The sequence below is a fragment of the uncultured Marinobacter sp. genome, from assembly GCF_947488835.1.
Classification (GTDB): Bacteria; Pseudomonadota; Gammaproteobacteria; order Pseudomonadales; family Oleiphilaceae; genus Marinobacter.
Map to the genome: position 1 here is coordinate 163,401 of NZ_CANLBK010000001.1, position 23,212 is coordinate 186,612.

The 23,212-nt window shown below is 50.3% G+C and carries 26 protein-coding genes; 2 read left to right on the forward strand and 24 right to left on the reverse strand.

The annotated features are described in order from the left end of the window. Positions 1 to 40: 40 nt before the first annotated feature. The 5 genes from phnE (Q0824_RS00755) to Q0824_RS00775 all read right to left on the reverse strand — a co-directional run bounded on the left by phnE (Q0824_RS00755) (position 41) and on the right by Q0824_RS00775 (position 4,454). Positions 41 to 868 (reverse strand): phosphonate ABC transporter, permease protein PhnE, encoded by an 828-nt coding sequence (gene phnE, locus Q0824_RS00755; protein ID WP_298446868.1) that lies wholly within the window; start codon positions 866 to 868, stop codon positions 41 to 43. Next, positions 844 to 1,662, reverse strand: a complete 819-nt coding sequence (phnE, locus tag Q0824_RS00760; RefSeq protein WP_298446869.1) for a phosphonate ABC transporter, permease protein PhnE — start codon at positions 1,660 to 1,662, stop codon at positions 844 to 846. The genes phnE (Q0824_RS00755) and phnE (Q0824_RS00760) overlap by 25 nt, the downstream gene beginning before the upstream one ends. Further along, complete coding sequence (gene phnC, locus Q0824_RS00765) at positions 1,659 to 2,453, reverse strand: phosphonate ABC transporter ATP-binding protein (protein WP_100640337.1); 795 nt, start codon at positions 2,451 to 2,453, stop codon at positions 1,659 to 1,661. Before phnC ends, phnE (Q0824_RS00760) begins: the two co-directional genes overlap by 4 nt. A 52-nt stretch (positions 2,454 to 2,505) precedes the next feature. Continuing rightward, positions 2,506 to 3,498, reverse strand: coding sequence for a phosphate/phosphite/phosphonate ABC transporter substrate-binding protein (phnD, locus tag Q0824_RS00770; RefSeq protein WP_298446870.1), 993 nt, complete (start codon positions 3,496 to 3,498; stop codon positions 2,506 to 2,508). A 167-nt stretch (positions 3,499 to 3,665) separates the two neighbouring features. Beyond that, complete coding sequence (locus Q0824_RS00775; RefSeq protein WP_298446871.1) at positions 3,666 to 4,454, reverse strand: DUF1206 domain-containing protein; 789 nt, start codon at positions 4,452 to 4,454, stop codon at positions 3,666 to 3,668. A gap of 162 nt (positions 4,455 to 4,616) precedes the next feature. Here Q0824_RS00775 and Q0824_RS00780 point away from each other — a divergent pair, with 162 nt between their 5' ends. Next, the gene (locus tag Q0824_RS00780) at positions 4,617 to 4,940 is read left to right on the forward strand and encodes a hypothetical protein (protein ID WP_298446872.1); all 324 of its coding nucleotides are present in this window, start codon (positions 4,617 to 4,619) and stop codon (positions 4,938 to 4,940) included. Between the two features lie 72 nt (positions 4,941 to 5,012). On the opposite strand, the gene Q0824_RS00785 is transcribed toward Q0824_RS00780, so the two are convergent. From Q0824_RS00785 to Q0824_RS00845, 13 genes are all read right to left on the reverse strand, one after another. Continuing rightward, positions 5,013 to 5,507 (reverse strand): hypothetical protein, encoded by a 495-nt coding sequence (locus Q0824_RS00785; protein ID WP_298446873.1) that lies wholly within the window; start codon positions 5,505 to 5,507, stop codon positions 5,013 to 5,015. A 149-nt stretch (positions 5,508 to 5,656) separates the two neighbouring features. Next, the gene (gene cysK, locus Q0824_RS00790; protein WP_298446874.1) at positions 5,657 to 6,628 is read right to left on the reverse strand and encodes a cysteine synthase A; all 972 of its coding nucleotides are present in this window, start codon (positions 6,626 to 6,628) and stop codon (positions 5,657 to 5,659) included. A 26-nt stretch (positions 6,629 to 6,654) separates the two neighbouring features. Then, on the reverse strand, positions 6,655 to 6,903 hold the full coding sequence (locus Q0824_RS00795) for a DUF3297 family protein (RefSeq protein WP_298446875.1): 249 nt from the start codon (positions 6,901 to 6,903) through the stop codon (positions 6,655 to 6,657). 91 nt (positions 6,904 to 6,994) lie between these two features. Further along, positions 6,995 to 7,174 carry a hypothetical protein gene (locus Q0824_RS00800; RefSeq protein ID WP_298446876.1) on the reverse strand — a complete coding sequence of 60 codons (180 nt, stop codon included), beginning with the start codon at positions 7,172 to 7,174 and terminating at the stop codon, positions 6,995 to 6,997. 61 nt (positions 7,175 to 7,235) lie between these two features. After that, positions 7,236 to 7,652, reverse strand: a complete 417-nt coding sequence (locus tag Q0824_RS00805) for a hypothetical protein (RefSeq protein WP_298446877.1) — start codon at positions 7,650 to 7,652, stop codon at positions 7,236 to 7,238. A gap of 39 nt (positions 7,653 to 7,691) precedes the next feature. Then, positions 7,692 to 8,777 (reverse strand): glutathione S-transferase family protein, encoded by a 1,086-nt coding sequence (locus Q0824_RS00810; RefSeq protein ID WP_298446878.1) that lies wholly within the window; start codon positions 8,775 to 8,777, stop codon positions 7,692 to 7,694. A gap of 101 nt (positions 8,778 to 8,878) precedes the next feature. After that, the gene (locus Q0824_RS00815) at positions 8,879 to 9,262 is read right to left on the reverse strand and encodes a DoxX-like family protein (RefSeq protein WP_298446879.1); all 384 of its coding nucleotides are present in this window, start codon (positions 9,260 to 9,262) and stop codon (positions 8,879 to 8,881) included. Next, positions 9,255 to 9,692, reverse strand: a complete 438-nt coding sequence (locus tag Q0824_RS00820) for a thiol-disulfide oxidoreductase DCC family protein (protein ID WP_298446880.1) — start codon at positions 9,690 to 9,692, stop codon at positions 9,255 to 9,257. The genes Q0824_RS00815 and Q0824_RS00820 overlap by 8 nt, the downstream gene beginning before the upstream one ends. Positions 9,693 to 9,818: 126 nt before the next feature. After that, positions 9,819 to 10,151, reverse strand: coding sequence for a YnfA family protein (locus Q0824_RS00825; RefSeq protein WP_298446881.1), 333 nt, complete (start codon positions 10,149 to 10,151; stop codon positions 9,819 to 9,821). A 45-nt stretch (positions 10,152 to 10,196) separates the two neighbouring features. After that, a complete protein-coding gene (locus Q0824_RS00830) occupies positions 10,197 to 11,771 on the reverse strand; it encodes a hypothetical protein (protein WP_298446882.1) in 1,575 nt (524 codons plus the stop codon). Between the two features lie 296 nt (positions 11,772 to 12,067). Further along, a complete protein-coding gene (locus Q0824_RS00835) occupies positions 12,068 to 12,610 on the reverse strand; it encodes a DinB family protein (RefSeq protein WP_298446883.1) in 543 nt (180 codons plus the stop codon). A 39-nt stretch (positions 12,611 to 12,649) separates the two neighbouring features. After that, positions 12,650 to 13,345: an aspartate/glutamate racemase family protein gene (locus Q0824_RS00840; RefSeq protein ID WP_298446884.1), complete on the reverse strand. Its 696-nt coding sequence runs from the start codon at positions 13,343 to 13,345 to the stop codon at positions 12,650 to 12,652. A 17-nt stretch (positions 13,346 to 13,362) separates the two neighbouring features. Beyond that, complete coding sequence (locus Q0824_RS00845; RefSeq protein ID WP_298446885.1) at positions 13,363 to 13,638, reverse strand: hypothetical protein; 276 nt, start codon at positions 13,636 to 13,638, stop codon at positions 13,363 to 13,365. A gap of 207 nt (positions 13,639 to 13,845) precedes the next feature. On the opposite strand from Q0824_RS00845, the gene Q0824_RS00850 reads away from it, so the two are divergent. Next, the gene (locus Q0824_RS00850; protein WP_298446886.1) at positions 13,846 to 14,973 is read left to right on the forward strand and encodes a zinc-binding dehydrogenase; all 1,128 of its coding nucleotides are present in this window, start codon (positions 13,846 to 13,848) and stop codon (positions 14,971 to 14,973) included. A gap of 164 nt (positions 14,974 to 15,137) precedes the next feature. Here the strand turns inward: Q0824_RS00850 and Q0824_RS00855 are convergent, their stop codons facing one another. The 6 genes from Q0824_RS00855 to Q0824_RS00880 form a co-directional block, all read right to left on the reverse strand. Beyond that, positions 15,138 to 15,719: a hypothetical protein gene (locus Q0824_RS00855; protein WP_298446887.1), complete on the reverse strand. Its 582-nt coding sequence runs from the start codon at positions 15,717 to 15,719 to the stop codon at positions 15,138 to 15,140. A gap of 75 nt (positions 15,720 to 15,794) precedes the next feature. Further along, the gene (locus Q0824_RS00860; protein ID WP_298446888.1) at positions 15,795 to 16,688 is read right to left on the reverse strand and encodes a hypothetical protein; all 894 of its coding nucleotides are present in this window, start codon (positions 16,686 to 16,688) and stop codon (positions 15,795 to 15,797) included. Between the two features lie 123 nt (positions 16,689 to 16,811). After that, the gene (locus tag Q0824_RS00865; protein WP_298446889.1) at positions 16,812 to 17,594 is read right to left on the reverse strand and encodes a hypothetical protein; all 783 of its coding nucleotides are present in this window, start codon (positions 17,592 to 17,594) and stop codon (positions 16,812 to 16,814) included. Positions 17,595 to 17,811: 217 nt separating this feature from the next. Then, a complete protein-coding gene (locus tag Q0824_RS00870; RefSeq protein ID WP_298446890.1) occupies positions 17,812 to 19,395 on the reverse strand; it encodes a transposase in 1,584 nt (527 codons plus the stop codon). Positions 19,396 to 19,654: 259 nt separating this feature from the next. Then, positions 19,655 to 20,647, reverse strand: coding sequence for a hypothetical protein (locus Q0824_RS00875; RefSeq protein WP_298446891.1), 993 nt, complete (start codon positions 20,645 to 20,647; stop codon positions 19,655 to 19,657). Next, positions 20,634 to 23,123: a hypothetical protein gene (locus Q0824_RS00880; RefSeq protein ID WP_298446892.1), complete on the reverse strand. Its 2,490-nt coding sequence runs from the start codon at positions 23,121 to 23,123 to the stop codon at positions 20,634 to 20,636. Before Q0824_RS00880 ends, Q0824_RS00875 begins: the two co-directional genes overlap by 14 nt. Positions 23,124 to 23,212: the final 89 nt, after the last annotated feature.

A 23,212-nucleotide genomic window follows, 5' to 3' on the forward strand; every position in this document is an offset into this window, starting at 1 on the left:
GTTTGCCACCCGAAACGCTCGGGCGGCAAACTACTCAAGGTCAAATTACTTTTTTGCGCAGGACGCTGGTCAGCGCCTCGCCCAGAATGACCAACACAACGATTGCAAGCAGGATGGTTGCAACGGTTTGCCAAGCGAACATGTCGATTGACCCCTGCAGCAATACACCGATACCACCGGCACCGACCAAACCCAGCACAGTGGATTCACGGATGTTGATGTCCCAGCGCAGAATGATGATGGCGAAGAATGCCGGCATTACCTGAGGCACAATCGCGTACAACACCACTTTCATCTTGCTGGCACCGGTCGCTTCCATGGCTTCCACCGGGCGGCGGTCAATCTCTTCTATCGCCTCGCCCATCAGCTTGCCGATAAACCCAACGGAGCGGAACATCACCGCCAAAATACCGGCTAGCACGCCCGGGCCAAAAATAGCCACGAACAGCAATGCCCAGATGATGGTATTCACAGAGCGGCTGGATACCAGGATGAACCGGCCAATCCACAGTGTGACTTTGTTCGGTGTGGTGTTCTGAGCCGCTATGTAAGACACCGGCAGAGCGATGAAAATCGTCAACATGGTGGATAGGGTGGCAATGTGCACCGTCTCCAGCATGGCGGAGAAAATCGCACTCCACTTGCTGAATTCCGGCGGCCACATGCGTGCGCCCAAGCTTTGGATCTGGTTGGGCGCATCCCAAACCCAGGGCCAAAAAATATCAATATCACGCACGGCCCAAACAATAGCTATCAGCGTGGCCAGGTAGACCGCATAGCGCGTAAGCTGTTCTTTACGGTCGTAGCGCGACCAGACTCGATCGGTCAGTTTTGCAGCGTGATCTACCATACTTTTTTCCTCACCCATCCGCTCAAACCTTCACTGACCAGAATGATCGCAATAATCATCAGCAAAATGGCAAAGGCGAAATCGTAATCGTAACGTCCGAATGCGTTCATCAGAGTGCCACCGATACCGCCAGCACCCACAATGCCAACAACGGCCGATGCGCGAAGGTTGCTGTCGAGCTGATACATGGATAGCCCGATCTGGCGTGGCATGATCTGAGGGAAAACCCCATAAACCAGGATTTTCATGTAACCGGCGCCAACAGAACGCATGGCTTCAACCTGACCCCAATCGATTTCCTCAATCTCCTCAGCCAGTAACTTGGCAACGAAGCCGATGGAGTAAAGGGTTAGGGTAAGAATGCCCGCCATTGGGCCAAAGCCCACCGCTGCAACAAACAGAATGGCGACAATAACCGGGTGAAAGCTGCGGGAGACGATAATAAGTGTCCGCCCCAGTATGTAAACGGGAAGGGGCGCTACGTTACGAGCCGCCATAACCGCAATGGGCACAGACAGGAGAACGCCCAGCATGGTCGCCAAAAAGGCGATCTGGAAGCTTTCCTTGAAGCCCGTCCACAGTAGCCCGCCACGTTCGAAACTGGGAGGGAAAGCGCCGCCAAAAATTTTGCCTGCACGGGGCAAGCCTTCAGCGATACGCTGCCAATCAAAGGGCAGTGTTGAGAATGCCCAGAACAGATAGGCCAGGGTGATTGCGACCAATCCATAGCGAATCCAGGGATTTGCTATGAAAGGGGGCTTTTTCCAGACCCTGCCCGGTTGTGCACCGGATGCAGTGTTCCCGGATGTCATGCCGAAGCCTCCTCAGTTGGGGATGCGGGTTCACCTGCATCTTCTTCCGGCGATTCAATGCCACCGTAAATGGCATCCAGAGCATCCTGGTTGAAGTCTTTAGGTTCACCGTCAAAAATCATCTGCCCATGACGCATGCCGACAATACGGTCGGTGTACATGCGCGCCTGAGTTACGTTGTGAATGTTGATCAGTACAGGCAGGGACATTTCACTGGCAAGGCTTTGCAGCAGGCTCATGATCTGCTGTGAGGTTTTCGGGTCCAACGACGCCGTGGGCTCGTCGGCCAAAAGAATCTCGGGCTCTTGCATCAAAGCACGTACCACGGCAACACGCTGGCGTTCACCACCGGAGAGTTGGTCGGCACGTTTATCGGCGTAGTGGGCGATACCCACACGCTCCATGAGGCTGAATGCGCGGTCGATATCCGATTGTGGGAAGCGACGGGTCAAAGCCTGAAAGAAGGACACATAGCCCAAGCGGCCGGAGAGCACGTTTTCCATAACGGTTAAACGGTCGATCAGGTTAAAGCCCTGAAACACCATACCGATACGCCGACGAGAGTGGCGCAGGTCGCTTCCGCGAAGATTGACCAACTCGTGGCCGTTCAGCTTGATCGAACCCGACGTTGGCTCGACCAACCGGTTGATGCATCGTAACAAGGTGCTTTTACCTGCACCGGATGCGCCGACGATGGAAACAACACTGCTGCCTTCCACCTTCAGATTCAGGCCTTTGAGCACAGGTTCGTTTTGCCCGTAACGTTTTACGAGGTTGGTAATCTCTAACATGTGTTTACTCCGGATAGAGCCTCTGGCGTGATGCCAGAGGCTCCTGGGCTACTTATTTAAGGTTATCGCGGGTGTACTGAACGCCATTAGAGGCCTGGATGGTGCGGATGACCTTCCAGTTATCTTTGTAGTTGATGGGAATGAATGTTTCGACGCCTTCAAACTCCTCACCTAGCTCGGTGCCGGCAAACTTGAAGGTGTAAAACGCTTCGCGGATCTTCTCAACCAGATCCGGGTGCAGGTTGTGCGCATAGTTGTATGAGGTAGTCGGGAAGCGATCGGATTCCCAAACAAGACGCACGTCGTCTGTGTCATACAGCCCGCGAGCCGCCATACGCTCCACAACTTCTGATGCTACCGGAGCGGCATCATAGTCTTTTGCGACGACACCAAGCATGGACTGGTCGTGGCTACCCGAGAAAGAAATCTCATAGTCATCCCCAGGAACGATACCCATCTCAGGGAACAGAGCCCGTGGAGCCTGGTTGCCCGAGTTAGACGTTGGGGAAGTGTGAGCGACACGCTTGCCCTTCAGATCTTTCATCTCATGAATATCGGAATCAACGTGGGTGAACACCTGCAGCGTGTAACCAAACTGACCTGTGTCTGAACCCATCAGCGCAAACGGAACCGCACCGGCCAGGTTAACCGCGAAAGGCGTTGGGCCAGTGGAGAAGCCAGCAATATGCAGACGGCCACTGCGCATAGCTTCTACTTGAGCTGAGTTGGACTGAACGGCAAAGAAGCGAACATCACGGCCGGTTACTTCCGACAGGTGATCGATGAACGGCTGCCAAATATCGGAATAAATGGCGGGGTCTTCAACCGGGGTGTAGGCAAAAATCAGGGTGTTGGGATCGTTCCACTTGGACTTGTCCTCAGGCAAGTCTGCAACCATGTCGCCATTTTCATCGCAATACAGAGTATCCAGTGCGCCTCTCTCGCAGTCGGCAAATGCCTGACCGCTGAAACTTGCCATCAAAACGGAAGCCGCTAAGGCAGCAGAGGGCAGTACCCCGGGAAGCTTTTTTTTATGGAAATTCATTGTGATTCTCCGTCGGGAGCGGTCCATGCATGGGGTTCCATGCGGTTTTATTGAACATCTGGGAGGGCCGACTCCATTGGTTTATTATTACTAGATGTTCAATTGAACATGATGATAGCAGTAAACCCTGACTAGGCAAGGATGAAAAAGCATGAATGTTGATCGGGCTATGGTGGATCAACACGTCGATAGAAAGCCTCCAACATGCTGTACATGCCGAAAGCGAACAGCCCGACGGCGATGAACGCCATAAGTGGCGTGCCGAAAGGCTGCTTGCGGAAGGTTGAGAACACTTCGGCTATACCGCCGGCCTCATCCGGATTGACCTGGTAAGCCGCGATAATAAAAAAAGTACCCGTAACGATGAACACCAAGCCACGAACGACCAGGCCAAATCGGCAGATGGGGTAAGCCCAGCGCTGGGTGCTCTGTGGCATACAAAAATGGCGTTCAAATTTGGCCTTTGCGCCCTTAACGCTGTGCGCTACTCCGGCGCCGATCATCATCAGCCCAACAGCTCCCACTAACCACTGGCCATAAGGTTGCTTCATGAGCCAGCCGGCAGCGCCGTCAGAACCACTGCCACCGCCGCTGCCACCCAAGGTAAAGATCAGATTAATGGCAAAGAACGCGAGTAGCAGGTGCGTTGCGGCACTTACGAGCAGGCTGGCCCTGATAATAATGCCTTTAAAGCTTTTCCCATGGCGGTCGGTGTCTGCGATGGCTTGTATGCAGCGCCATAATGCATAACCAACAAGGCCTAAGGCCATTGCGCCTAAAAGAATCTCGCCCAGAGGTGCCGACAACAATCTTTCCAACGCCCCTTGGCTTCCCGTAGTCTGGCCGCCTCTACCGAGCGCCGACAAGGTGGCTAGGCCTCCGATCAGCAAATACACAATCCCGCGGGCGGCGTAGCCAGCTCGAGCAAAAAAAGCGATGGATTTGTCGGGGGGCATTGTTTTGACGGCTCCTCTCGTAACTCGGGCTGTTGTGCACCCGAACCTTGCTACAGATATATGCAGTCTAGCCTATCAGGCTCGTTGGCGTTCAGCGTGGTTGAGGAAAGTCTCATCAGGTATGCTCGTAAAAAGCTCACAACCAACTGCAAGATAATCATTATGTCTGTTGATCCCCTGAAAACTCTGGCCGATATGGCCAGTGAAGCACACGCACGAATTCAATCCACGCATGAGCACATAAACCCAGTTGTTGAAGTGCGCCGCGGCATGCGCGATGCAGGCATTCCTGCAGATGCAATGACCATCGATTGCCTGCGAACGCGTCGGCGCATTACGCTTATTTTGCATGACGAGCAGCCCGGCAAACTCCTCTATCAGTTTATTACCATTGATGAAGAAGTTGGCGAGGGGTTCAAAAGTGTTGATATGGCGGATGTGAGCGCGGAAACGTTGTTTGAATGGATGCAGGAGTACTTTGGTTGAGCAGTACTCCCGGAGTTTGCCTTCTCAGTGAGCACCGAGAAGGCGAGGTTCAGTAAGTATTGAAGTTTGAACTTACTGGTATACAACCTCTCTCTTGGAGACGAGGCAGATATTGTCGTTCGTACCCTGAGCTGAGAGATAGATATTCACTGTGTCGTCGTCATTTTTAAGAATTAGAGTCTTCTCGTTCATGGTGCCTACATAGGCCCAGTCACCAAACACCTCTTCTCGGGTGAGCATGCAGGATTTGGCCAAGGCAAAGGTTTCAATATAGGTTGTATCGCACTTGCCGGATGACGTGGGCGCGGCAATCACCGTTACATGGGAATCGCCATCGGAGTAACCCTTGCTCGACAAGGACGCATAGATGCGGTTGTCCGGGTCTTTCGAGTTCCATGTTGAATGGGACGCGTGGCTCTTATCCCCAATAATGAAATCCCCCATCTCTGCCAGAGGTTCAGCGCATTTTACGACCCCATTTTTGTCGGCCTGAGATTCGATTACGGTAGTGTCTGCATGGGCACTCAAAGCAAACAGAACAGACGCAGCCAAAAGGATTTTTTTCATTATGTCTCCAAAAATTAAACTAATCTTCGCTTGGGCTAGGCTGGCGTAGCAGCCAGCCGTTTAAGGTTGCGCTAACCCTAGCCCAAAGCGAATGGAACCGGAACACGGAACCCGCGGATTTTGCAGTGTTTTACGGGGCAGGGTGCCTTTTACTGCACGTTTTCCGTATCGCCAAACTGCTCAGCAAAGAGGGCGCTGGAGAGGTAGCGCTCGGCAGAATCCGGCAGGATGACCACAATGTTCTTGCCCTTGTGTTCAGGTTGCTGGCCAACACGGACAGCGGCAACCACTGCTGCACCACAGGAAATGCCACACAGAATGCCTTCTTCCTGCATCAACCGGTGCGCCATGGCCATGGAGTCTTCATTGGTGACCGTTTCCACCTGATCAACCATGTCCAAATCAAGGTTTCCAGGCACAAAGCCTGCGCCAAGCCCCTGAATTTTGTGCGGTGCCGGCTTGAGGGGTTCGCCATTACGCACCTGAGTGATAATGGGTGAGTCGGCAGGCTCAACGGCTACCGTAGTGATAGCCTTGCCCTGGGTGTTCTTGATGTAGCGAGATACGCCTGTAAGCGTGCCGCCCGTGCCTACGCCAGAAACAAAAATATCCACGGCGCCATCGGTGTCGTTCCAGATCTCAGGACCGGTGGTGTCTTCGTGAATTTGCGGGTTAGCCGGGTTGTTGAATTGCTGAGGGAGAAAGTACTTCTCAGGCTCGGCCGCTGCCATCTCTTCCGCTTTGGCGATCGCGCCGGGCATGCCTTTGGCGGGTTCTGTCAGCAGCAAATCTGCACCCAGCGCTTTCAATACCTTTCGGCGCTCCAGGCTCATGGAGGCGGGCATGGTAAGAACGATCTTGTAACCTCTGGCCGCAGCAACAAAAGCCAGAGCGATGCCCGTGTTGCCACTGGTGGGCTCGATAATGGTCATGCCCGGCTTCAGCACGCCCCGCTTCTCGGCATCCAGCACCATGGCCGTGCCAATTCGGCATTTCACCGAGTAGGCCGGGTTACGACCCTCAATCTTGGCCCAGATAGTCGCGCCATCATTTACACGGTTAAGCCTCACCAGCGGTGTGTTGCCAATGGACTGAGAGTTGTCTTCAAAAATGCGGGGCATGGGCTGTCTCCTTGGCACCGTGTTGCTTAGTCGTAGTAGGCTTCAACCTTACCCTTCATGGTCATCATAAGCGGTTGGCCACGACGGTCCAGCGCCTTGGGGGAGGCGATTTTTATCCAACCTTCACTGATGCAATATTCCTCAACATTGGTGCGCTCTTTTCCATTCAGCTTGATAGCAATGTCGTGCACGAAAACTTCAGCGACATGGTGCGGGCTATTGGGGTTTCTTGAAAGACGATCCGGCAGTGCTGGCAAAGATGTAGTTTCGCTCATGATAGTAATCCGCGTTGAATAGGAAAGGGCGCCATTCTAGGCAATATAGATCGAGCGCTCAATAACGGCAGCAGGGTTATTCGCGCTGCACTTAGTTGCCTTCGCGCCTTGGGCCTGGCTTGAAGAGTTTAAACCAGGCAATTGCGCCTGCTATAGACGCGAGCGCTAGAATTACGAAGAATTCCTGGGCGTTAAAATCGCCAACCTTGTGCAATAACCCCAGAAAAACCAAAAGAAATGTTCCAATGGTGCCAACAATCCTTAAATGCATATTTGTTCCTCGGAGCTGGAGCAGCCCACTGAGTGTGCTGCGTGCTCCACTCATAGATGGTTTATTGTCTTTGGATCAGAACCCGCTGGATAACATGGCCCCAGGTGCGATCTTTAGCATCGCTGGCATGCTGGTCAGCGCGGCTTAGGGCTTCTGCTTGGCCCGCACTTGATACAAAGGCCGTAAACTGTTTGGTCACGGCCTGATGATAACCCCTGAAAGCAGCCTCACAGCCCGCTTGGGCACCCTTGGCAATGTCTGAAGGGGGTGCCGAGCTTATATGGCTGAAGCGATCGGATTCACCGACCATGCAATCCTGATACGCCTTGTACTTCTCGTTCAGGTTGGCACTGAGGGCTTTCTTTTCATCGGCGGTCAAATTCGGTGCAGGAGAAAGTGCCGCGCAACTGGCCAGCGATCCGCACAATGCAACTGCAATGGTAGCGCCCCGCCAACGGGCAGCATTAAAGAAAATCATACCTATCAACCCCTTATAATGTGCATTGAGCATTGTATTCTAGCTTTTATAAAGCCGAGCCCGCTTTAATTCTACCTTCACAGGTAAGGGCTCAGAAAAGACGGAAGCCAGCCCGAGTTCTTGGATAAACCCTTTAAGCTCTGAAGAGCCTGCGTCCACATTTTGATTGATTCGTTGCACCATCCAATAAGGATAGCTCACGTTGTAGCGCGTCTCCGATTCTCCCTCAATCGTTAACCGAGCGTCTCCAAGACGTTGGGGTATCTTATCTTTAGCGGGGTTTTCATCTGCCCAGGTTTTCACCCCCTGAATAGCTTGTTCTAACAATGGAGCCTGCAGTGACGACATTGCCTGCAATACTGAAATCAGTGTGTCAGGTATTTGATCATTTGATCGCAAGGCTTCACAAGGCTGATCGAACGATCCATGCATAGCCATTAGCCAGGTATACAGATGGTCGTATTTTTTAACTAAATCTACCGGTTCGGGGTCACGATGCAGGTGGGCGTATAGCTGGCCGTATAGTGCGAAGTCCCCAATGGTAGGCTGGCCGCCTAATAGAAATGCACAGGCCTTAAAGTGCTCGTCCAACAGGGACAGAATATTTTCGACCGCGACCTCTAACTTGGGCTCCATTTTCTTGGTGATGCCCAAAATTGGCAAATAGCCTGACATTTTTCCGGCGAACTTTTTAGCCACAGTGCGCTGTAGGACGCCGGGGAAATAGGGGAGTGCATTTTTACCGAATTCGCCAATAATAAACCTCAAGTTACCCTTGTAATTCCAACGGTAGTGAAGGGAGGCCATGGGTAACCACTCATCAGCAAAAAGCTCTACCAACAGGCTGGCAAAGGCTTGTTTTGGTGTTTCTGGGATAACCGGTTTGAGTCGGTTTTCCGTTTCATACACATCGATGATATGGCTTGAGTCTTGTAGCACGGTGCCATCGAGCCGAAACACAGTGGGCATTATTATTTTGCCAACGGCAGGCTGCACCTTTCTGAACAGTGTGTGCGCGTTGGGTGGCCTGTAGTCGTATGGAATGTTTTTGTAGTTGAAATAACTCCGCACTTTCGCGGTGTATGGGGAAACATCCCACCCTAAGAGCTGGTCTTTTTTAGCCATTTTGTTCTCGTTGTTTTATGTTTTTGGCCGACGCTGATTTAGCGATTCGCTAAATGATGTCCTTTACGATCATGTTTCGAACGAGCTCAACGGCATCTCTATCACTCTATCACCCGCAGAAGGTGCAAACTGGTGATTGAAAGCGCAGCGACAGCAACATTCGTTGTTACTGGGTTGAACGCGGCACCTAGCATTATGGGCTGCACCAGAGTTACGAATGCCAGCAAACCTACCATTGCGGTTAATGTAAGCAGCAGCGGCCAACGCTGTCGCCAAAATATCAAGATTACAACGGCCATGGCAATCTCTAACACGCCAGCGATAGTGGCCAACTGAACTGCATCAGAGCGTGAAAATCCGGCCGCCATGCTCATTGCCAGCTCATCCTCATGGGGGTAGAGCAATTTCGGAATCAAGCCTTGATAGAACCAAATAAAAGCAATGGTGCCCCGGCATACTGCGTAGCTTAAAAGTGGACTATTCACCCAGGAACCTTGAATCGTGATCTTTGTTGGGAATCACACAAGCATCGTAGCGACCGAACAGCTTGTAGCGGTTTACTGCAATTCGGTCGTATAGCCAGTCTCGAATGACGGATGGCACAACCCAACCAATACAGGCCAATGGCCACGGCCATGGCAGTTCACGCATTACCCTGAAAAAGGCCGTAGATTTGGTATAAATATCCGGCCCCTCAGCAAGCAGCATGGTTTCGTAGTAGTCCGTTGGGAAACCGTGCGACTGAAGAATCGCCTGGCCTTCAGGTGATTGAACGGTCGCTAATTTAAATCGGCGCTTTCTATCAAACCTAATGAGGAAGCGAGCCCATGCGGCGCAAAGTCGACACACGCCATCGAACAAAACCACAGGGTCCTGCGTAGCAACATTTGTTTGGGATTGCGGTTTCTGTGTCATAGTAAATTTGAGTTATTGATGTTTTTCTTCGGCATGATATGAACCGTCTTTAAATCCCGGACTGCAACAACCTGGCGCCACATCTCGTCGGGGACGACGAAGCTTCCCCTTGGGCCTGTGCTTCGGTTATGTAGCGCGCGGTGCAAACATAATGATAGCCATACCTGCTAAGGCAACGCCTGAGCCAGCCAGATCCCAGGTAGTGGGGCGAATGCCGTCCACGGTCCATAGCCAGAGAATGGCCGTGAAGATATAAACGCCGCCATAGGCAGCATAAACCCTGCCTGCAGCCGTGGGGTGCAACGACAGTAACCAGACAAATGCCACAAGGCTCAACGCGCCTGGCACCAGGAGCCATACGGTTTTACCTTCCCGAAGCCAGAGGTAGGGCAGGTAACAGCCAACAATCTCGGCTAGAGCGGTAACGAGGAATAGTCCAACTGTTTTCAACTCAGACAAAATAACCTGCTCCTTGGTTGAGAGCTTACTTTCATGCCCTGACTATCATGCGTCTCCGTCAAACATGGCTTCAAAATCCGGGTCGTTCTTTGACTTGCATGCCTGTCTATCCGTACCTATCTTGCTCATCGTCGTTTTAAGATCTTCAAGATAACGATCATCCACTTTGACTTCCGGCAGCCTTAGCGACGCAGCAGAGTATTTCCCGGTGAAACCCGTCAGCGGCATACCTGTTAATGCCTTCAAAGCGTTGACAGTCGTCATCATGCTTGTGCCCTCGCAATGAAAATTCCCTGCTACACAGTGGCATTTGGGGCTTACATCGTAGGAGCCAATTCGCGTTCTGGCAGGGAACCGGAGAGCAGAGTCAGAAATATCTCCAGCCAATGTCGAGCCGGGTTTGTATGAGCCATAAACGACAGCTCGAACATCAGCACCGAAGGGATTGGAAAGATACCATTTCACCGGACTGTAGGAACTCAACACTAACAGGACCGGCCGGGCGGTCTTTTGCATGTTCACCACAGTCATCAGATCCTTCGATGAGCTTTCATAAACACTCGCATAATACACCTGGTAATCCCCGAGAAGGTTGGCCTTCAATTGGGCATTTATCTCATTCAGATCGTAATAGGCGACCTCTGAATTTATATCTACGCTCAGCTCAGTGGTATGCCAGTTGTTGACGTATTCCACCTCGATCTGATGTAACCCTGGCTCGAAGCGGTACAGAATCGATGCGTCTGAACCACCCTCGTACAATACACCGCCATTAATAAGAATTCGGGTTTTCGACCAGCTTTGACTGACAGAAATTCTCCTCACTTCCTGGGTATCGAATTCCAGGTTACCCACCCAGTAACCACCAAAATCCCTGGATTCAATGCCGTGTAGTTCATCCCTGATATAATTGATGGCGATGTTGTCCACGGATTCGGTGGCGATCACCGTGCGAGGCTCGTTTGTGTTGATATAGAAGGCTTGAAAGCCGTCTTTCGGTAGCTTATTCGTCGGGTTCAGGTACGCACCCCAAGTGTTTTTGCTAACCTTTAGGTCGGTTGCCGTTTTGATAGCAGGTGATTCGCTGTTCTCCCCGGACGAGCGTGATCTTGCCGCCTTCCTTTTTTCTGCGGCCTTTCTCAAACGCTCCGTTCTGTCTGCCAGGTAGGCTTCGTCGGCTCTCGTGCAATCGAGCTGATAGCCATAATCCGGAAGGGGTGATTGGTAGGTGCATTGATTGATGTAAGCCTCGAAGCGGCCCTTATAGACAGGATTATTTCCTGCCAGTGCAGCCGGATAATGCCCAGCCTGACCGAAATAGGCTTCCACCTGTTTGTAAACATCTCTGGAAACCGCACCGCTGTTGATTTCACGATTGTGCTCAGAGCTGGACCGCGCCCGATAATCTTCAAACCGTGCTGCTCGCTCCTTTAGGGCTTCGGTAGCGGCCACGGTATCCAGGTACTGCGTATTGATACGGTCGAATGTTGCCAGTGCCTGCGCAAGCTCTCCACGATCCCACTCCTGGATCCCTTGATTGAGCAGAGTGCGAGCTTCCTTTTCGGAGTTGGAGCAGGCAGCGAGAAATGGCAGTAACAGTAGGGCGAATACAATCTTCACAGAAAATCCTTAACTGCTTTCAGATTACCGTCTGTCGAACTCGAAGAGGCCAATCTGAACGATAGGGCATCGATCAGAACTGACGATGCTTTGCGAGCGGCAAACCGTTAGCCTCAACGTACGCGTTCGAGCTTGCGAAGTGCTCGTAAGAAATGACACATCAATAATATGCGCATATACATTGCCCATCAACCCTGCGCGGCGGCGAGCTTAGGTGTTGATGTAAGAGAATTCCTGGGGTCAGTTACCAATGCTTGCTGAAGTGGCGAAAGTGCAGAACGTACTTAAGAGACAGGTTATACATGAGCTTCCTCCGGAATCAGAGCCAATAGATCAGTAACCCCAACGTCCGCACCTGCCTGTGATAATAAAGCAGAAACTTGCCCTCGGTGGTGAGTCTGATGGTTGAAGAAATGAAGAATCAGACTCGAATAGCGCTTGTTGGCCGAAATCCCTTTGGTATTTCTGTAGCTAAGAACTAAACCCAGATCACCTTCGGTTAGCTGGGCTATCCAGCTGACAATTTGCCGGTCAAGCCAAGCCCGATGTTCAGATAAGCTACCAATATCGTCAAACACTGTCTGGCTTAGGCTTGTCGGGTTTGAAAGCTTGGAGACCTCCTGCAAGGAACTCACGCAGGATGGATGGGTGGCAAACCGCTTCAGCCAGATGGTGTCACCAACGAGGATGTGATTCAGAGTTCCAAGAATCGAGCCAAAAAAAGCACCGCGGTCTTTCGCTAATTCTGTTTCAGAGAGTTGGCCTGCTGCCTCATAGACTTTGGAGTTCATCCACTGATTGTAAGCAGCTAACAATTCAAAATGATGTTTCAGGGTCATAAGTGTTGTGCTCTCTCATTCCCTTGCCGCAGACTCTGGTTAAATCCTGCCCAAGGCATACTGAACCGCCTGCTCGGCATGTATTTCTGTGGTGTCATACAGTTTGACCTCTGTATCCGAGCCCTGAATCAAAAGGCCTATCTCCGTGCATCCCAGAATCACTCCCTGCGCACCGCGTTCAGCCAATGATGCGACAACGTCCAGATACATGGCTTTTGAATCAGGCTTGATCACACCTTGGCACAACTCATTGTAAATCACCGAATGAACGCTCTCTCTTTGAGACTCATCTGGCACAACAACCTGGATACCATGGTCCTGAAGACGCCCAAGGTAAAACGTCTGCTCCATAGTAAATCGTGTTCCCAGCAGTCCTACACAGGTTATCCCATCCTGTTTGAGCACGTTGGCCGTGGCATCTGCGATGTGGAGTAGGGGGATGTTTACTGAGCGTTCAATTTGGGGAGCGACTTTATGCATCGTGTTCGTACAGAGAACCAAAAATTCTGCGCCTGCCGATTCAACCGACTGGGCGACTGATCCCAGTATTTCCCCTGTTGCCTGCCAATCCCCTTGGTGCTGCAACGCCTCAATCTCGGCAAAATCCACACTATAGAGAACGAGTTTTGCCGAATGGAGTCCACCGAGTTCGTCTCTTACTCGTTCGTTGATCAGGCGGTAATAAGTCTGAGTTGACTCCCAGCTCATTCCACCAATTAGACCTATTGTTTTCATGGGATGCCTTACCGTGTTTACCAACCCCACCAGCCCCAAACTTTGGCCATAGCGCGCCAAACAGCCCCGAGAATCGATGGAAAGAGTTGCGGGAGCAGCAACGCCAATACAGCAAATACGATGATACAGCTGACAAGGTAGCTACTACTGAGAAAGCCATCCCAATAGACGGCCAGCTCCAGGTTTGCCCAGAGCCAAACGAAGGCTGCGGTCGGGATAGAGAAGAACAGCGATGCGAAGAGGCTAATCAGCCTTGTTTCAATCGGCCCGCCTTGGCCGCGATGTTTTGCCATAATCGATGACTTCCTTGTATATAACTTCAGCGCCTGCACCCGCTTGTAATAATAGAGCAGAAGCTCGCCGCCTTCAGCTCATTGTCGGTGCCATTGAGGGCTGTTGAACATTAATACTTGGTGAAGTGCTAATCTGACACTAGTTTTCCGTTACGATCAAACAGTTCAGCAAAGTGACAGACAACCTGACTCTTTTGGGAGAAAAAAATGTCGGACACCAACATCGAACTTATTTCCACCATTAGCGAAGACAACAAGCTGGAACTTGCTCTGCGCGAGATCGAGATTCCCCAGCCCGGCGAAAACGAGGTGGTCATCCGCATCGAAGCCGCCCCTATCAACCCGTCTGATTTGGGCGTGATGTTCAGCGCGGCCGATATGACGACGGCCAGCCAATCCGGTACCGCCGAACGCCCGGTCATCAGTGCCGATGTTCCGGCCAAGTTCATGGGTGCCGTTAAAAAGCGGGTTGGCAAGCCTATACCTGTAGGCAATGAAGGGGCAGGTACCGTCGTTGCTGCAGGCTCATCCGCCGCTGCGCAAAGCCTGATGGGCAAAACCGTTGCGTTCATTGGCGGTGGTAGCTACCGCAAATATCTCTGTGCCAAGGTGCAAAGCTGTCTGGAGCTAGAGCAGGGTACGACTGCAGCCGAAGGCGCTTCAAGCTTTGTTAACCCGCTGACGGCATTAACCATGGTCGAAACCATGCGCGCTGAAGGTCACAAGGCTATCGTTCACGCAGCCGCCGCCTCTAACCTCGGACAAATGCTCAACCGCATCTGCATCGCCGACGGCATCGACCTGGTGAATATCGTCCGCAAGCCAGAACAGGAAACATTGCTGCGGGAATTGGGTGCCAAATACGTGGTTAACTCCAGTAGCGACAGCTTTATGGCAGACCTGACCCAAGCACTGATCGAAACCGGCGCGACCATCGCGTTCGACCCGATTGGTGGTGGTAAATTGGCCAGTGACATTCTCACCTGCATGGAAGCCGCCGTGTCTCGCAACATCACTGAATACAGCGTGTATGGATCTGACATCTATAAACAGGTTTATATTTATGGCGGACTTGATCGCGGCCCCATCACGATAAACCGCAACTTTGGTTTTGCCTGGGGTGTGAACGGCTTTTTATTGTTTAATGCATTAGGAAAACTGAACAAGGAAGCCGTGTTCGCCATGCGCAAACGCATAGCCGCCGAGATCAAAACCACGTTCGCCAGCCACTACACTCACGACGTATCCCTGGCTGGTGCATTACAACTGGATGCGATGGCGGTTTATGGCAAACAGGCTACTGGGGAGAAGTTCCTGATCAGGCCACAGAGCTGACGTTTGATGTTTGGCCGAAAAGCCATTCCAGGCTGCTGGAGGCAGAGTGACTCCAGCAGCCTAACTCTCTTGTTTGTGCTGTTTAACTGCTCTGGGGAAGTGCAGAACGAACTTAATTGACCGGTTATGTATTTGAAATAGTTATAGCTGAACATACCTTGCCTTCAATTCGTAAGGATTCTCAGTAAGATTAGGTTTACCTTGGGCGGGAGATCTTGGATTATGCCAATTGTGCCCCGAAGGCTTGAGACTGGGGTATATGCCTTGTTAGACCTAACCAGAATCTCCGGCCACTGGTCTGCCTCTTGAAAATCAAGCAGAAGCTGCGATAGCTGAACCCACCAATAAGCTTCGGTTGTTGAGTCTTTAGAGTTCCGAATTTTAGAAAACACCACTTCTGAATTAGAAACGATTACCTCTATTTTTCTTTGAATATTAACAGGGTTGCTCCGCAGCTCCCCAAGAGCGCGGGCCATTGAGTCAACATCCAGATCTCCAATCTTATTTATCTCGGCCGTAACCCAACTTTTTTCCGCGGGAGTTGGAGCTTTTACAGACTGGCCAAGACCCTGAAGCATTCGTTCGAACAGCTCAAGGCCGAGCATCCGTGCATCTCGACTTTCATAATTAAACTCCCCGCCCATAAGAGAACGAAATACCTCTTGTCTATCTAGCTTCGCCACAGCTGGCGAAGCTACAAAGAAAGAAAAAATAACTAAAAGCAATGCGATGTTTAATCGAAACACAGTTTCAACCTCTTATGACATAACGCCTTGAATAGGCCGCCGTTTGGAGCGGTAGCGCAAAACGGTCGGCTTGATTCACTGGTTATTTCTTTTTCGGGCAGTCCTCTTGGCGATTTTGGGCACTGACTCAGATGGTGAAACAACGGTGCTTCCCTGCACACTTTCGCCAAGATATTTTTGTACAAGCGATGCCATTGGCTTGCCGGTTTTTCTACTTTCCTCCGCCATAGCAACAATAGCATCGCCACTTATTGGCTCCTTGTCCGCCTTTATCATTGTTTGTATATGGTAAGTCGCCTCTGCTTCATCCTCGCATAAAGTAGTATTCTCAACGATATCTTGAGGCTCAATTTCTACTGCTTCCTGCATGCCAGAACCACCCGGGCCAAAATCGTGATGGACTATATCTGGTTTCTCTCTCACGAGGTCTAGGTTGAACAAATCTCTTTCAGAAAAAGGGATGTGGTGAGAGTTGAATTTTATGAACGGACGTTCTTCGATTCTCATCTGGAAATGAAAATGCGGAAAATCCGATTTGGTTCCCTCATGCCCCTGATAGTCGCTCTCTGAGCATTCGAATGTCCATTCGATGTTTTTCCATTGAATTGTTGTTTGAAAGACCTTTTTCTCTGACCTCTCATCTTTCAGGTCATTGATATTTCCCTGAAAACGCTCTTCGTTCGCGATCCATCGTAGGTATGATTCAATCTGATGGTAATCAAACTCTCGGTATAACTTAGGGAAATCCTTCGCTTTAAATTTGCATCGCCGCAGTAACCAGTGAAGACACGGCTTCTCTTTACTTATTGTTTTAAACGGTTTTCCACAAAGATAACACTCACCTCTTGAATACGAATCCTTAAAACGCTCGTACTCTTGGAGGTTAAGTTCATGCTGACTTTGGTTGCGGTGATCAATCTCTTCGGGACCCAATCTCTCAAGCATTTTCTCAAAAGCCTCGGGATCCATTCGTCTTGGTCGATTCATATGTCACGCTCGTAGAAATAACGCTTTTGTTAAGCGGCGACCTTTTGCAGCGAAGCGGAGAAAGGGCGTCCGGTGGAGGCCTTTCAGGGCCGGAACGACCTGCAACTAATTGTTATACAGATATAAACCAAGATCACTATCCAATCCATCAATCAAAAACTCTCGATATCGCTCCGGGACCATAAAAGGTATGCTCCGAACATTGAATCTTATGGACAAGAAAGAAGCTACCGCTAATGACAAGAAAAAAACAACAGTAAAAACATCAAGAAAAACTGATCCATTTGTAAAATGAGGAAAGGTAGTCGAAGCGTAACCAAAAGTAGAAAAAATGAGAAAGCCAGAAATAACAAGAGGCCAAACTATATTCGTAGCGGTTCTGCTTTCTATAAGTCCTTTTTTGACTTTTGCACCCTTAATAGACCCAAGAAACTCAAATTCAGCATTTTCCTCGTCGGCACTCGAAAAGTATATTTCCCCTATGAGGGCATCGTCTTTGTTGAGGTAGTCGAAGGTTAGGCATGCCTCATTGTGCTTAGAGAACGTTATTTTGCCAGTGTCATCCCCAGTCGAAGAATAAGCGAGCTGACTTAAGACCTTGGAGCCGCTATCGAATTTAATTCTTGGGCCCGCTTTTGGGTTCGGCAAATCTTCTGACCTGATTTCCTTTTTGCCTGCGTTCCATAAAACAAATCGCAAAACATAAAGGTTTGGAACAGGATCTCCTTTAAAGGTAATTCCAATATCAGGGTGTTCGATCCCTCCAAACTTAGAAATGTCGATTAAATACAGGGGGCGAACGCTTTTGTGCAGTACGACCGTTAATACCGTGGCGATAGCGGTAAGCGCCAAACCACCTATACCGATAAGAAAACCTAGGTAATCCACACTCTATCCTTTTCTGTATAACGAGGCTGTAGAAAAACACAAAAATTAGCGAGCATTCCACCGCCTACGATCTCGTTTTTTTCAGCCGGTCAGTTCGCCCGGCAACGTTCAGTTTTCGTATGAATTGTCCTTTATAGCCCCCAATCCTGGGATTTCAGCGTTCAGGCGCCCGTAATCTTCTGCCCAAGGGGTATTTCGGGAGGGCTTGCTCCCCCGATCATGCCGCCATCCGCCCATAATTCGCTAGCTTCTCAATATTGTGCACCATGCAGAACAATCGCCACTGACCTTGCACCTTCTTTTTGCCCCTGAGACTGAAGCGGTTCAACCGCTTGTTGGTGCCAATATTACCAAACACCGGCTCCACCACCGACATTCGATGGCTGTAAATCTCTTTGCCCTGAGGGCTATCCACCCGATGCTTCATCCAGTCGGTGTAGCTCGGCGCACGATTGCGCTCTAATGCAAACGTCACTTGCCTGCCACTGCCTTTGCGGTGGTCAGCCGACGCCGGGTTTTGCATGCACTGGTGCTTTTTGGTGCAATGACGACACTGCAGCAGGCGGCCTTTGAAGTGGGCGCGGGAGACACCATTCCCATCCGTGCGAGTCGCCTCATAATGAAGTTCTTGGCCGGCCGGACAAATGCAAGTGAGGTTGATCGGATCGAACTGGAATTCACGGGCAGGAATGACCTCTTTCCAGCCTGTGTCTGGCTGGTTCTGGTGACGCTTGCCGTATTTGTCCTTCTGGTTCTGGAACTTTGGATCCCTGCTGCGGAAGCGATTGTCCGGGATGTAACCGTTGATCTGCCGTTCGTGCAGGTACTTCATGTTGGCTTCATTGGCGAAGCCGGTGACCGCAGTGACAAGGGTACCCTGATGATAAATGTTGTCTGCAATGCTGAGCTTTTTGAAGCGGGCTTCCACACTTTCCAACACCGGCTTTAAAGTGTGGTGTTCCTGGCCTTCGCCGAAGGCTTGGGCATCGATGATGATCTGGTGTTTCTTGTCCACCGTGGCGACGCCGTTATAGCCTTGGATCGTGCCCTTGCTGGTGGTCATCTTGCCGCTTTCGTTATCGGTGATGTTGCTCTTCACTTCCTTGCGTCGCTTCCCCTGGCCCATCCTTGGGCTGTTGGTCTTTAGGAAGCGGTCCACTTTCTGCAAGGACTCGTCCAGAGAGAGAACCGTCTTCGCACGGCGGATATCCCGGTCCAGCTCGGCCTCGGTTTCCGCCTCATCCCGTTCGTGGTGTTCTTTCAGGTGGTGGCGGATGAGTCGTTTGAGTTTCTGGCGTTTTTCTTCCAGCTCTTTAAAGGTGCCAGACCATTCCTTGGCGGCATTGGAGGGCATCTTGCAACCGTCGATGGCAAATAGTTCGTGGCACAGCAAGCCCTGTTCGTCACAGACCAGCAGCACCTGCTCGAACAATTCCTCAATCTCATCAGCATGGCTGCTGACGAACTTGGCCAAGGTCGTGAAATGGGGAACCGTGTCGCAGGACAGCGCTTTGAAAATAACGTTGGTCTCGCAGCACCACTGGATCTCCCGGCTGGAGGTGATACCGCGGGAATAGGCAAACAGAATAACGGGCAGCAGAATGGCCGGGTCGTAGGCCCGACGGCCTGTGTCCTTGTTGCGATAACGGGGATAAAAAACCGACAGATCGAGCTTGTGCTGGATCAGGTAGTGCACGGCATGTTCGAAGGTGCCGGGCTGAAGCTGATCTTTATAATTCACCACGAGAATAGTGTCCTGGTCGTGGTTATAGGGCCTGAAGCGGGGCTTGGCTTTGGGCATCTGACAGCTCCTTGTCTGTTTGCTCAATCCTATCAAACCGAAGCGTGATTTCGGGGTTTTTCTACAGCCTCAACGCCGCAAATCACCGGCGAAAAAATGCAGAGCGAGGAACGAGCGACGCTTTTTGTCGTCCGTGTGAATTTGCCTTGTTATGTTCGCCATACAATAAATAAACGTGATCACCTACGACTGCTTCGTGCCCACTCCAGACATTCATCAGGCTTTAGTCTGCTGCATTGCGGCCCTTCGAACAGGCCATTCAGCGCTTGTAGCAATAGTCGATGATTTCATTGAATCCCACCTCTTCACTCGCCAGCCTCACCTCCAATTCGTTAAGGTGTGAGACGTTGGGCAATTCATCAGTTCCCGATATTTCAACCGAGAATTCGGCCTTGTAACCTTTACCAATCCTCGAGAGCTCACTGCTGAGCTGGTTCAAAATGTCGTCTCTTAGCAAGAGTTGGTTTCGTCGAAAGCGGATAAGACGGTGACAATCGAAGAAGTCTGAGCGCTTTGTCGAGTCATATTTTCTACCGTTCCAGCCGGTTCTTCGCGTGGCACGATACAAAGCGCGTTCTTGCGTATCTCTCCACACACGGAAATCGAAATGGTTGGTCGGATTTGGGTTCTCGTGTGTGGCCTGAGAGTGAAAATTAGCTTCTCCAAATTGGTGTTTATCAAGGACAGCCAAAGTCCTGTTCTGTGCGGATAACATGCGTTTTATTGGTGTGGGCATGTCGAAGCGCATTACTTTGGCTGCATCCAAGATACGTATTTCTCTCGGAATTTCCTCGTCATCTCGATCCCAGTGCCTCTCCAGCCGTTTGGGAACCCACTGAATATACGTACAAAAGAGGCGCACAACGCCGTCTGAGCTGAATGAAGCCATGTGAATTTTTTCCTGCTCTGTATCATCGTGAAGGAAAAAGTACGCTCTTCCGGACCAAATTAGCGACTGAGCTATTTCCTCCACCAACTCACGTATGGTTTCGTCAACTGAATGTGGTGCATATCTCGTCTTAATGTTGCCAAGTAACTTTTGCGTTAATTCTTCATCATTCGACACGATATCGAAAAGGTTGCCGCTTCGCTGGTTCATCGAGCGAAACAATCTGGCAAAATCTTCATCAAACATCCGACGATTAAAATCAGGCCTCTCTCGCTCTCTTTTCACCAAAAGTCGATCAATTAACCCAAGATGCACATCGTGAAAGTGGTGTTGGTGCAAAGGTTCGGCTCTAAATATCTTCATGCTGAATCTCTTCACGTTCTTCACTCAATCGACGCGCAAGACTGGTGATGTGGTAGTCGATATCGAAGTCAATTGGATCGAGTTGCGGCACAATCTGGTCTGCAAAGAACAGATGTGACGCATCGGCATGAGACTTCAGGAACTCCCTCACTATTTTATTTGGGTGTGGCACCCCTCTCGCCATTCCCATTTGGTCCTCAAAACCATCATGTCTCGCGCGGTGTTCAAACGACATTTTCCAGTTAATCCGGATTAGACTACGTGGCGACGCACTCAGGCTAAAGTTATGCGGGTTTAAGAGGAGTAACATTCTCTTGAAGTACTGTTGCTTGTCAGTTGCGTGCTCAATCCAAGCATCGAACTTCGCTATAGCTCCCGCAGACAACTTTTCATTGCCAAAGTATGCTCCGTAAAGAATGGCAAAACCTAAGACTGAAGCCAAGTCATTGATCACCGTTGAAATGAGATGGAGTCGGAACTCGTTGTTTACATCCAGTGATGGATCTGCAAATCTCGAGTCCGCCGCCAGAAACGCAAGGGACATGAACATCGGGAGTACCTTGTCCAACTTACTTTCATCGTTTTGTTCAAGAGCGCTTATACATGCTTCGGCCAGTTCGAAGTAGATCTGCCCAAAATGATCCGGCAGTTCATCATTGTGTTTTGGTTCGAAGATATGTCCGACCATGGTTCCGCTGCCGAGCAGGGTAATTGCATCATCTCGGGCAGAAGCAAGCTGCTGGGTCATCTCGACAGTGTTTATCTCAGGCAGTTTGTACTGCTCTTCGGTGTAGCGCCCATATTCATGATACCGGTCCACTAGTTGGGTAAATTCTTCGAACCAGCGTGGTAATTTCCAATGGCTATGTAAGCTTGCTAGGACTACCTGTGTTGCGGATTCGGACATTTTCAATTTTGATAGCGAGTCCACAAAGTCTGGAAGCATATTCTGGTAGAAGTCGCATATCGCAGGCAGGACTTTTGAATAGTGCTGCAACAGCCTTTGGACCGCCAACTGTTGGACGTATTTTGGCTTGGATAGGCGTTGCCCCTCGATCACTTGTTCAAATTCAATACGTTCGACGATGAAGGCGAGCTCTACTTGGAAAAGGGCGGGTAGTCTGCGTAGGGACTTTTCGGACCACTCGTCCCTCTCAAAGAACCTTTCCAGTTCTTTTTCAAAGGTAAACATTCTGCGTAGTGTTTCTAAACAGAGGTTGCTCCCTAGCGCAGCCCATGTGTCTGCTATGCCAATCTGTACCTTTGCTGCTTTATCATCCGCTACGGGATTCAATGAGGCGAAAGCCTGCTCTATGATTTCTTTGAATCTCTTGAGCTCTTGCATGCCAATATCGAACTGAAACCGTGCTGCATAAGCTGAAATACGAGTCGAGAAGCCACCGATGAGTTTTAATGCAAGATCGAAGTCTCCGACTTGAAATGCAAGCTCAATATGGCCAGCCAATCTGTCGACGAGCTCGTTTTCGAGCCATTGGCGATCAGGCTCTTCTTCAACCAGCGGTTGCTGACTGCTCGTTTGCAGCGCCATAGAAGTGGCTGTGTCCCCCGCAAGAAACCACTCCTTATGTTTGCGTCGTCTTGGAAACCAATAGCTTTCTTGGTCTATTGTGTGTTTTCGTTGAAGGTAGTGCAAAAGCAAAGCCGTATAGTCGTCGGTCAATGCAGGCAGCTTATCTTCCAAACCCTCCTTGCCAGCTTTTACACGATCATCAATGTACGAAAGTTGTTCAAGAGCCAGTCGCGCTGCCTTTGAATGATGGTTGGCCAATGAATTTGAATTCTTACGGTTTGCCGCACCCTCAATGTGACGCGCAATGTTGGGAAGTATTTCGCTGCGAACTAGAATATTTAGGTCAAAGAAATTAAATATTCTCTGGCCCAAGGGAAACAAAGCCAAAGCGCTCAACAGAGTCAAAATGGTACCGCCGGCATAAACGAAAAGGCCGGGTTCTAATCCAAGCAAAGGCAAGGCCGTTGCGGCTAAACAGAACATCGCTGAAAGCACCAAAACTCGAGAATACACGCTACCCACCTGCTCGTTGGTGAGCATTTGGATGATATCCCGGCGAAGTCTGGTGTAACCGGCACTCAGTATAATGCCAATTGTAGCGAAATAGATCGAGAATATTGCAGTGAGCAGTTGGGCATACAGTCTGAGCTGCTCGATATTGAATTTTTTGTCGTCCGCGCTAAGTGGTGGGAGCCAAGACAGGTTGTTATTGACGTAATCTTCAACGAAAATTAGGGTTGCCAAACCCAAAATGACCCAAAACAGGCTTTTCACACCGATCCATGTGAAAGAGCCTAAAATGCGAGTGTTTTCCTTTGCTTTTGAGAATGAGGCGCTTCTCTTGTACGCGCTGCGCTCAAAGGCAAAGTTTATTTTTCCTAACCATGTTCGGAACTTCCAAAACCAGGGCTTGGAGCTCATCCAGATCTTCAACCAATCTATCAAAAAGTTCTCCTTCTCAATGCTTATTCCAATTGCTAGATTTTGTAACCTCTATCGTTCTGGGAGTAGTTACGGAATCTTCAATCGTTTGG

Bases quoted from the DNA above. Each gene is read 5' to 3' on its own strand.
- phnE (WP_298446868.1), bottom strand. From the start codon at position 868: ATGGGTGAGGAAAAAAGTATGGTAGATCACGCTGCAAAACTGACCGAT.
- phnE (WP_298446869.1), bottom strand. From the start codon at position 1,662: ATGACATCCGGGAACACTGCATCCGGTGCACAACCGGGCAGGGTCTGG.
- phnC (WP_100640337.1), bottom strand. From the start codon at position 2,453: ATGTTAGAGATTACCAACCTCGTAAAACGTTACGGGCAAAACGAACCT.
- phnD (WP_298446870.1), bottom strand. From the start codon at position 3,498: ATGAATTTCCATAAAAAAAAGCTTCCCGGGGTACTGCCCTCTGCTGCC.
- Q0824_RS00775 (WP_298446871.1), bottom strand. From the start codon at position 4,454: ATGCCCCCCGACAAATCCATCGCTTTTTTTGCTCGAGCTGGCTACGCC.
- Q0824_RS00780 (WP_298446872.1), top strand. From the start codon at position 4,617: ATGTCTGTTGATCCCCTGAAAACTCTGGCCGATATGGCCAGTGAAGCA.
- Q0824_RS00785 (WP_298446873.1), bottom strand. From the start codon at position 5,507: ATGAAAAAAATCCTTTTGGCTGCGTCTGTTCTGTTTGCTTTGAGTGCC.
- cysK (WP_298446874.1), bottom strand. From the start codon at position 6,628: ATGCCCCGCATTTTTGAAGACAACTCTCAGTCCATTGGCAACACACCG.
- Q0824_RS00795 (WP_298446875.1), bottom strand. From the start codon at position 6,903: ATGAGCGAAACTACATCTTTGCCAGCACTGCCGGATCGTCTTTCAAGA.
- Q0824_RS00800 (WP_298446876.1), bottom strand. From the start codon at position 7,174: ATGCATTTAAGGATTGTTGGCACCATTGGAACATTTCTTTTGGTTTTT.
- Q0824_RS00805 (WP_298446877.1), bottom strand. From the start codon at position 7,652: ATGATTTTCTTTAATGCTGCCCGTTGGCGGGGCGCTACCATTGCAGTT.
- Q0824_RS00810 (WP_298446878.1), bottom strand. From the start codon at position 8,777: ATGGCTAAAAAAGACCAGCTCTTAGGGTGGGATGTTTCCCCATACACC.
- Q0824_RS00820 (WP_298446880.1), bottom strand. From the start codon at position 9,692: ATGACACAGAAACCGCAATCCCAAACAAATGTTGCTACGCAGGACCCT.
- Q0824_RS00835 (WP_298446883.1), bottom strand. From the start codon at position 12,610: ATGACCCTGAAACATCATTTTGAATTGTTAGCTGCTTACAATCAGTGG.
- Q0824_RS00840 (WP_298446884.1), bottom strand. From the start codon at position 13,345: ATGAAAACAATAGGTCTAATTGGTGGAATGAGCTGGGAGTCAACTCAG.
- Q0824_RS00845 (WP_298446885.1), bottom strand. From the start codon at position 13,638: ATGGCAAAACATCGCGGCCAAGGCGGGCCGATTGAAACAAGGCTGATT.
- Q0824_RS00850 (WP_298446886.1), top strand. From the start codon at position 13,846: ATGTCGGACACCAACATCGAACTTATTTCCACCATTAGCGAAGACAAC.
- Q0824_RS00860 (WP_298446888.1), bottom strand. From the start codon at position 16,688: ATGGATCCCGAGGCTTTTGAGAAAATGCTTGAGAGATTGGGTCCCGAA.
- Q0824_RS00870 (WP_298446890.1), bottom strand. From the start codon at position 19,395: ATGCCCAAAGCCAAGCCCCGCTTCAGGCCCTATAACCACGACCAGGAC.
- Q0824_RS00875 (WP_298446891.1), bottom strand. From the start codon at position 20,647: ATGAAGATATTTAGAGCCGAACCTTTGCACCAACACCACTTTCACGAT.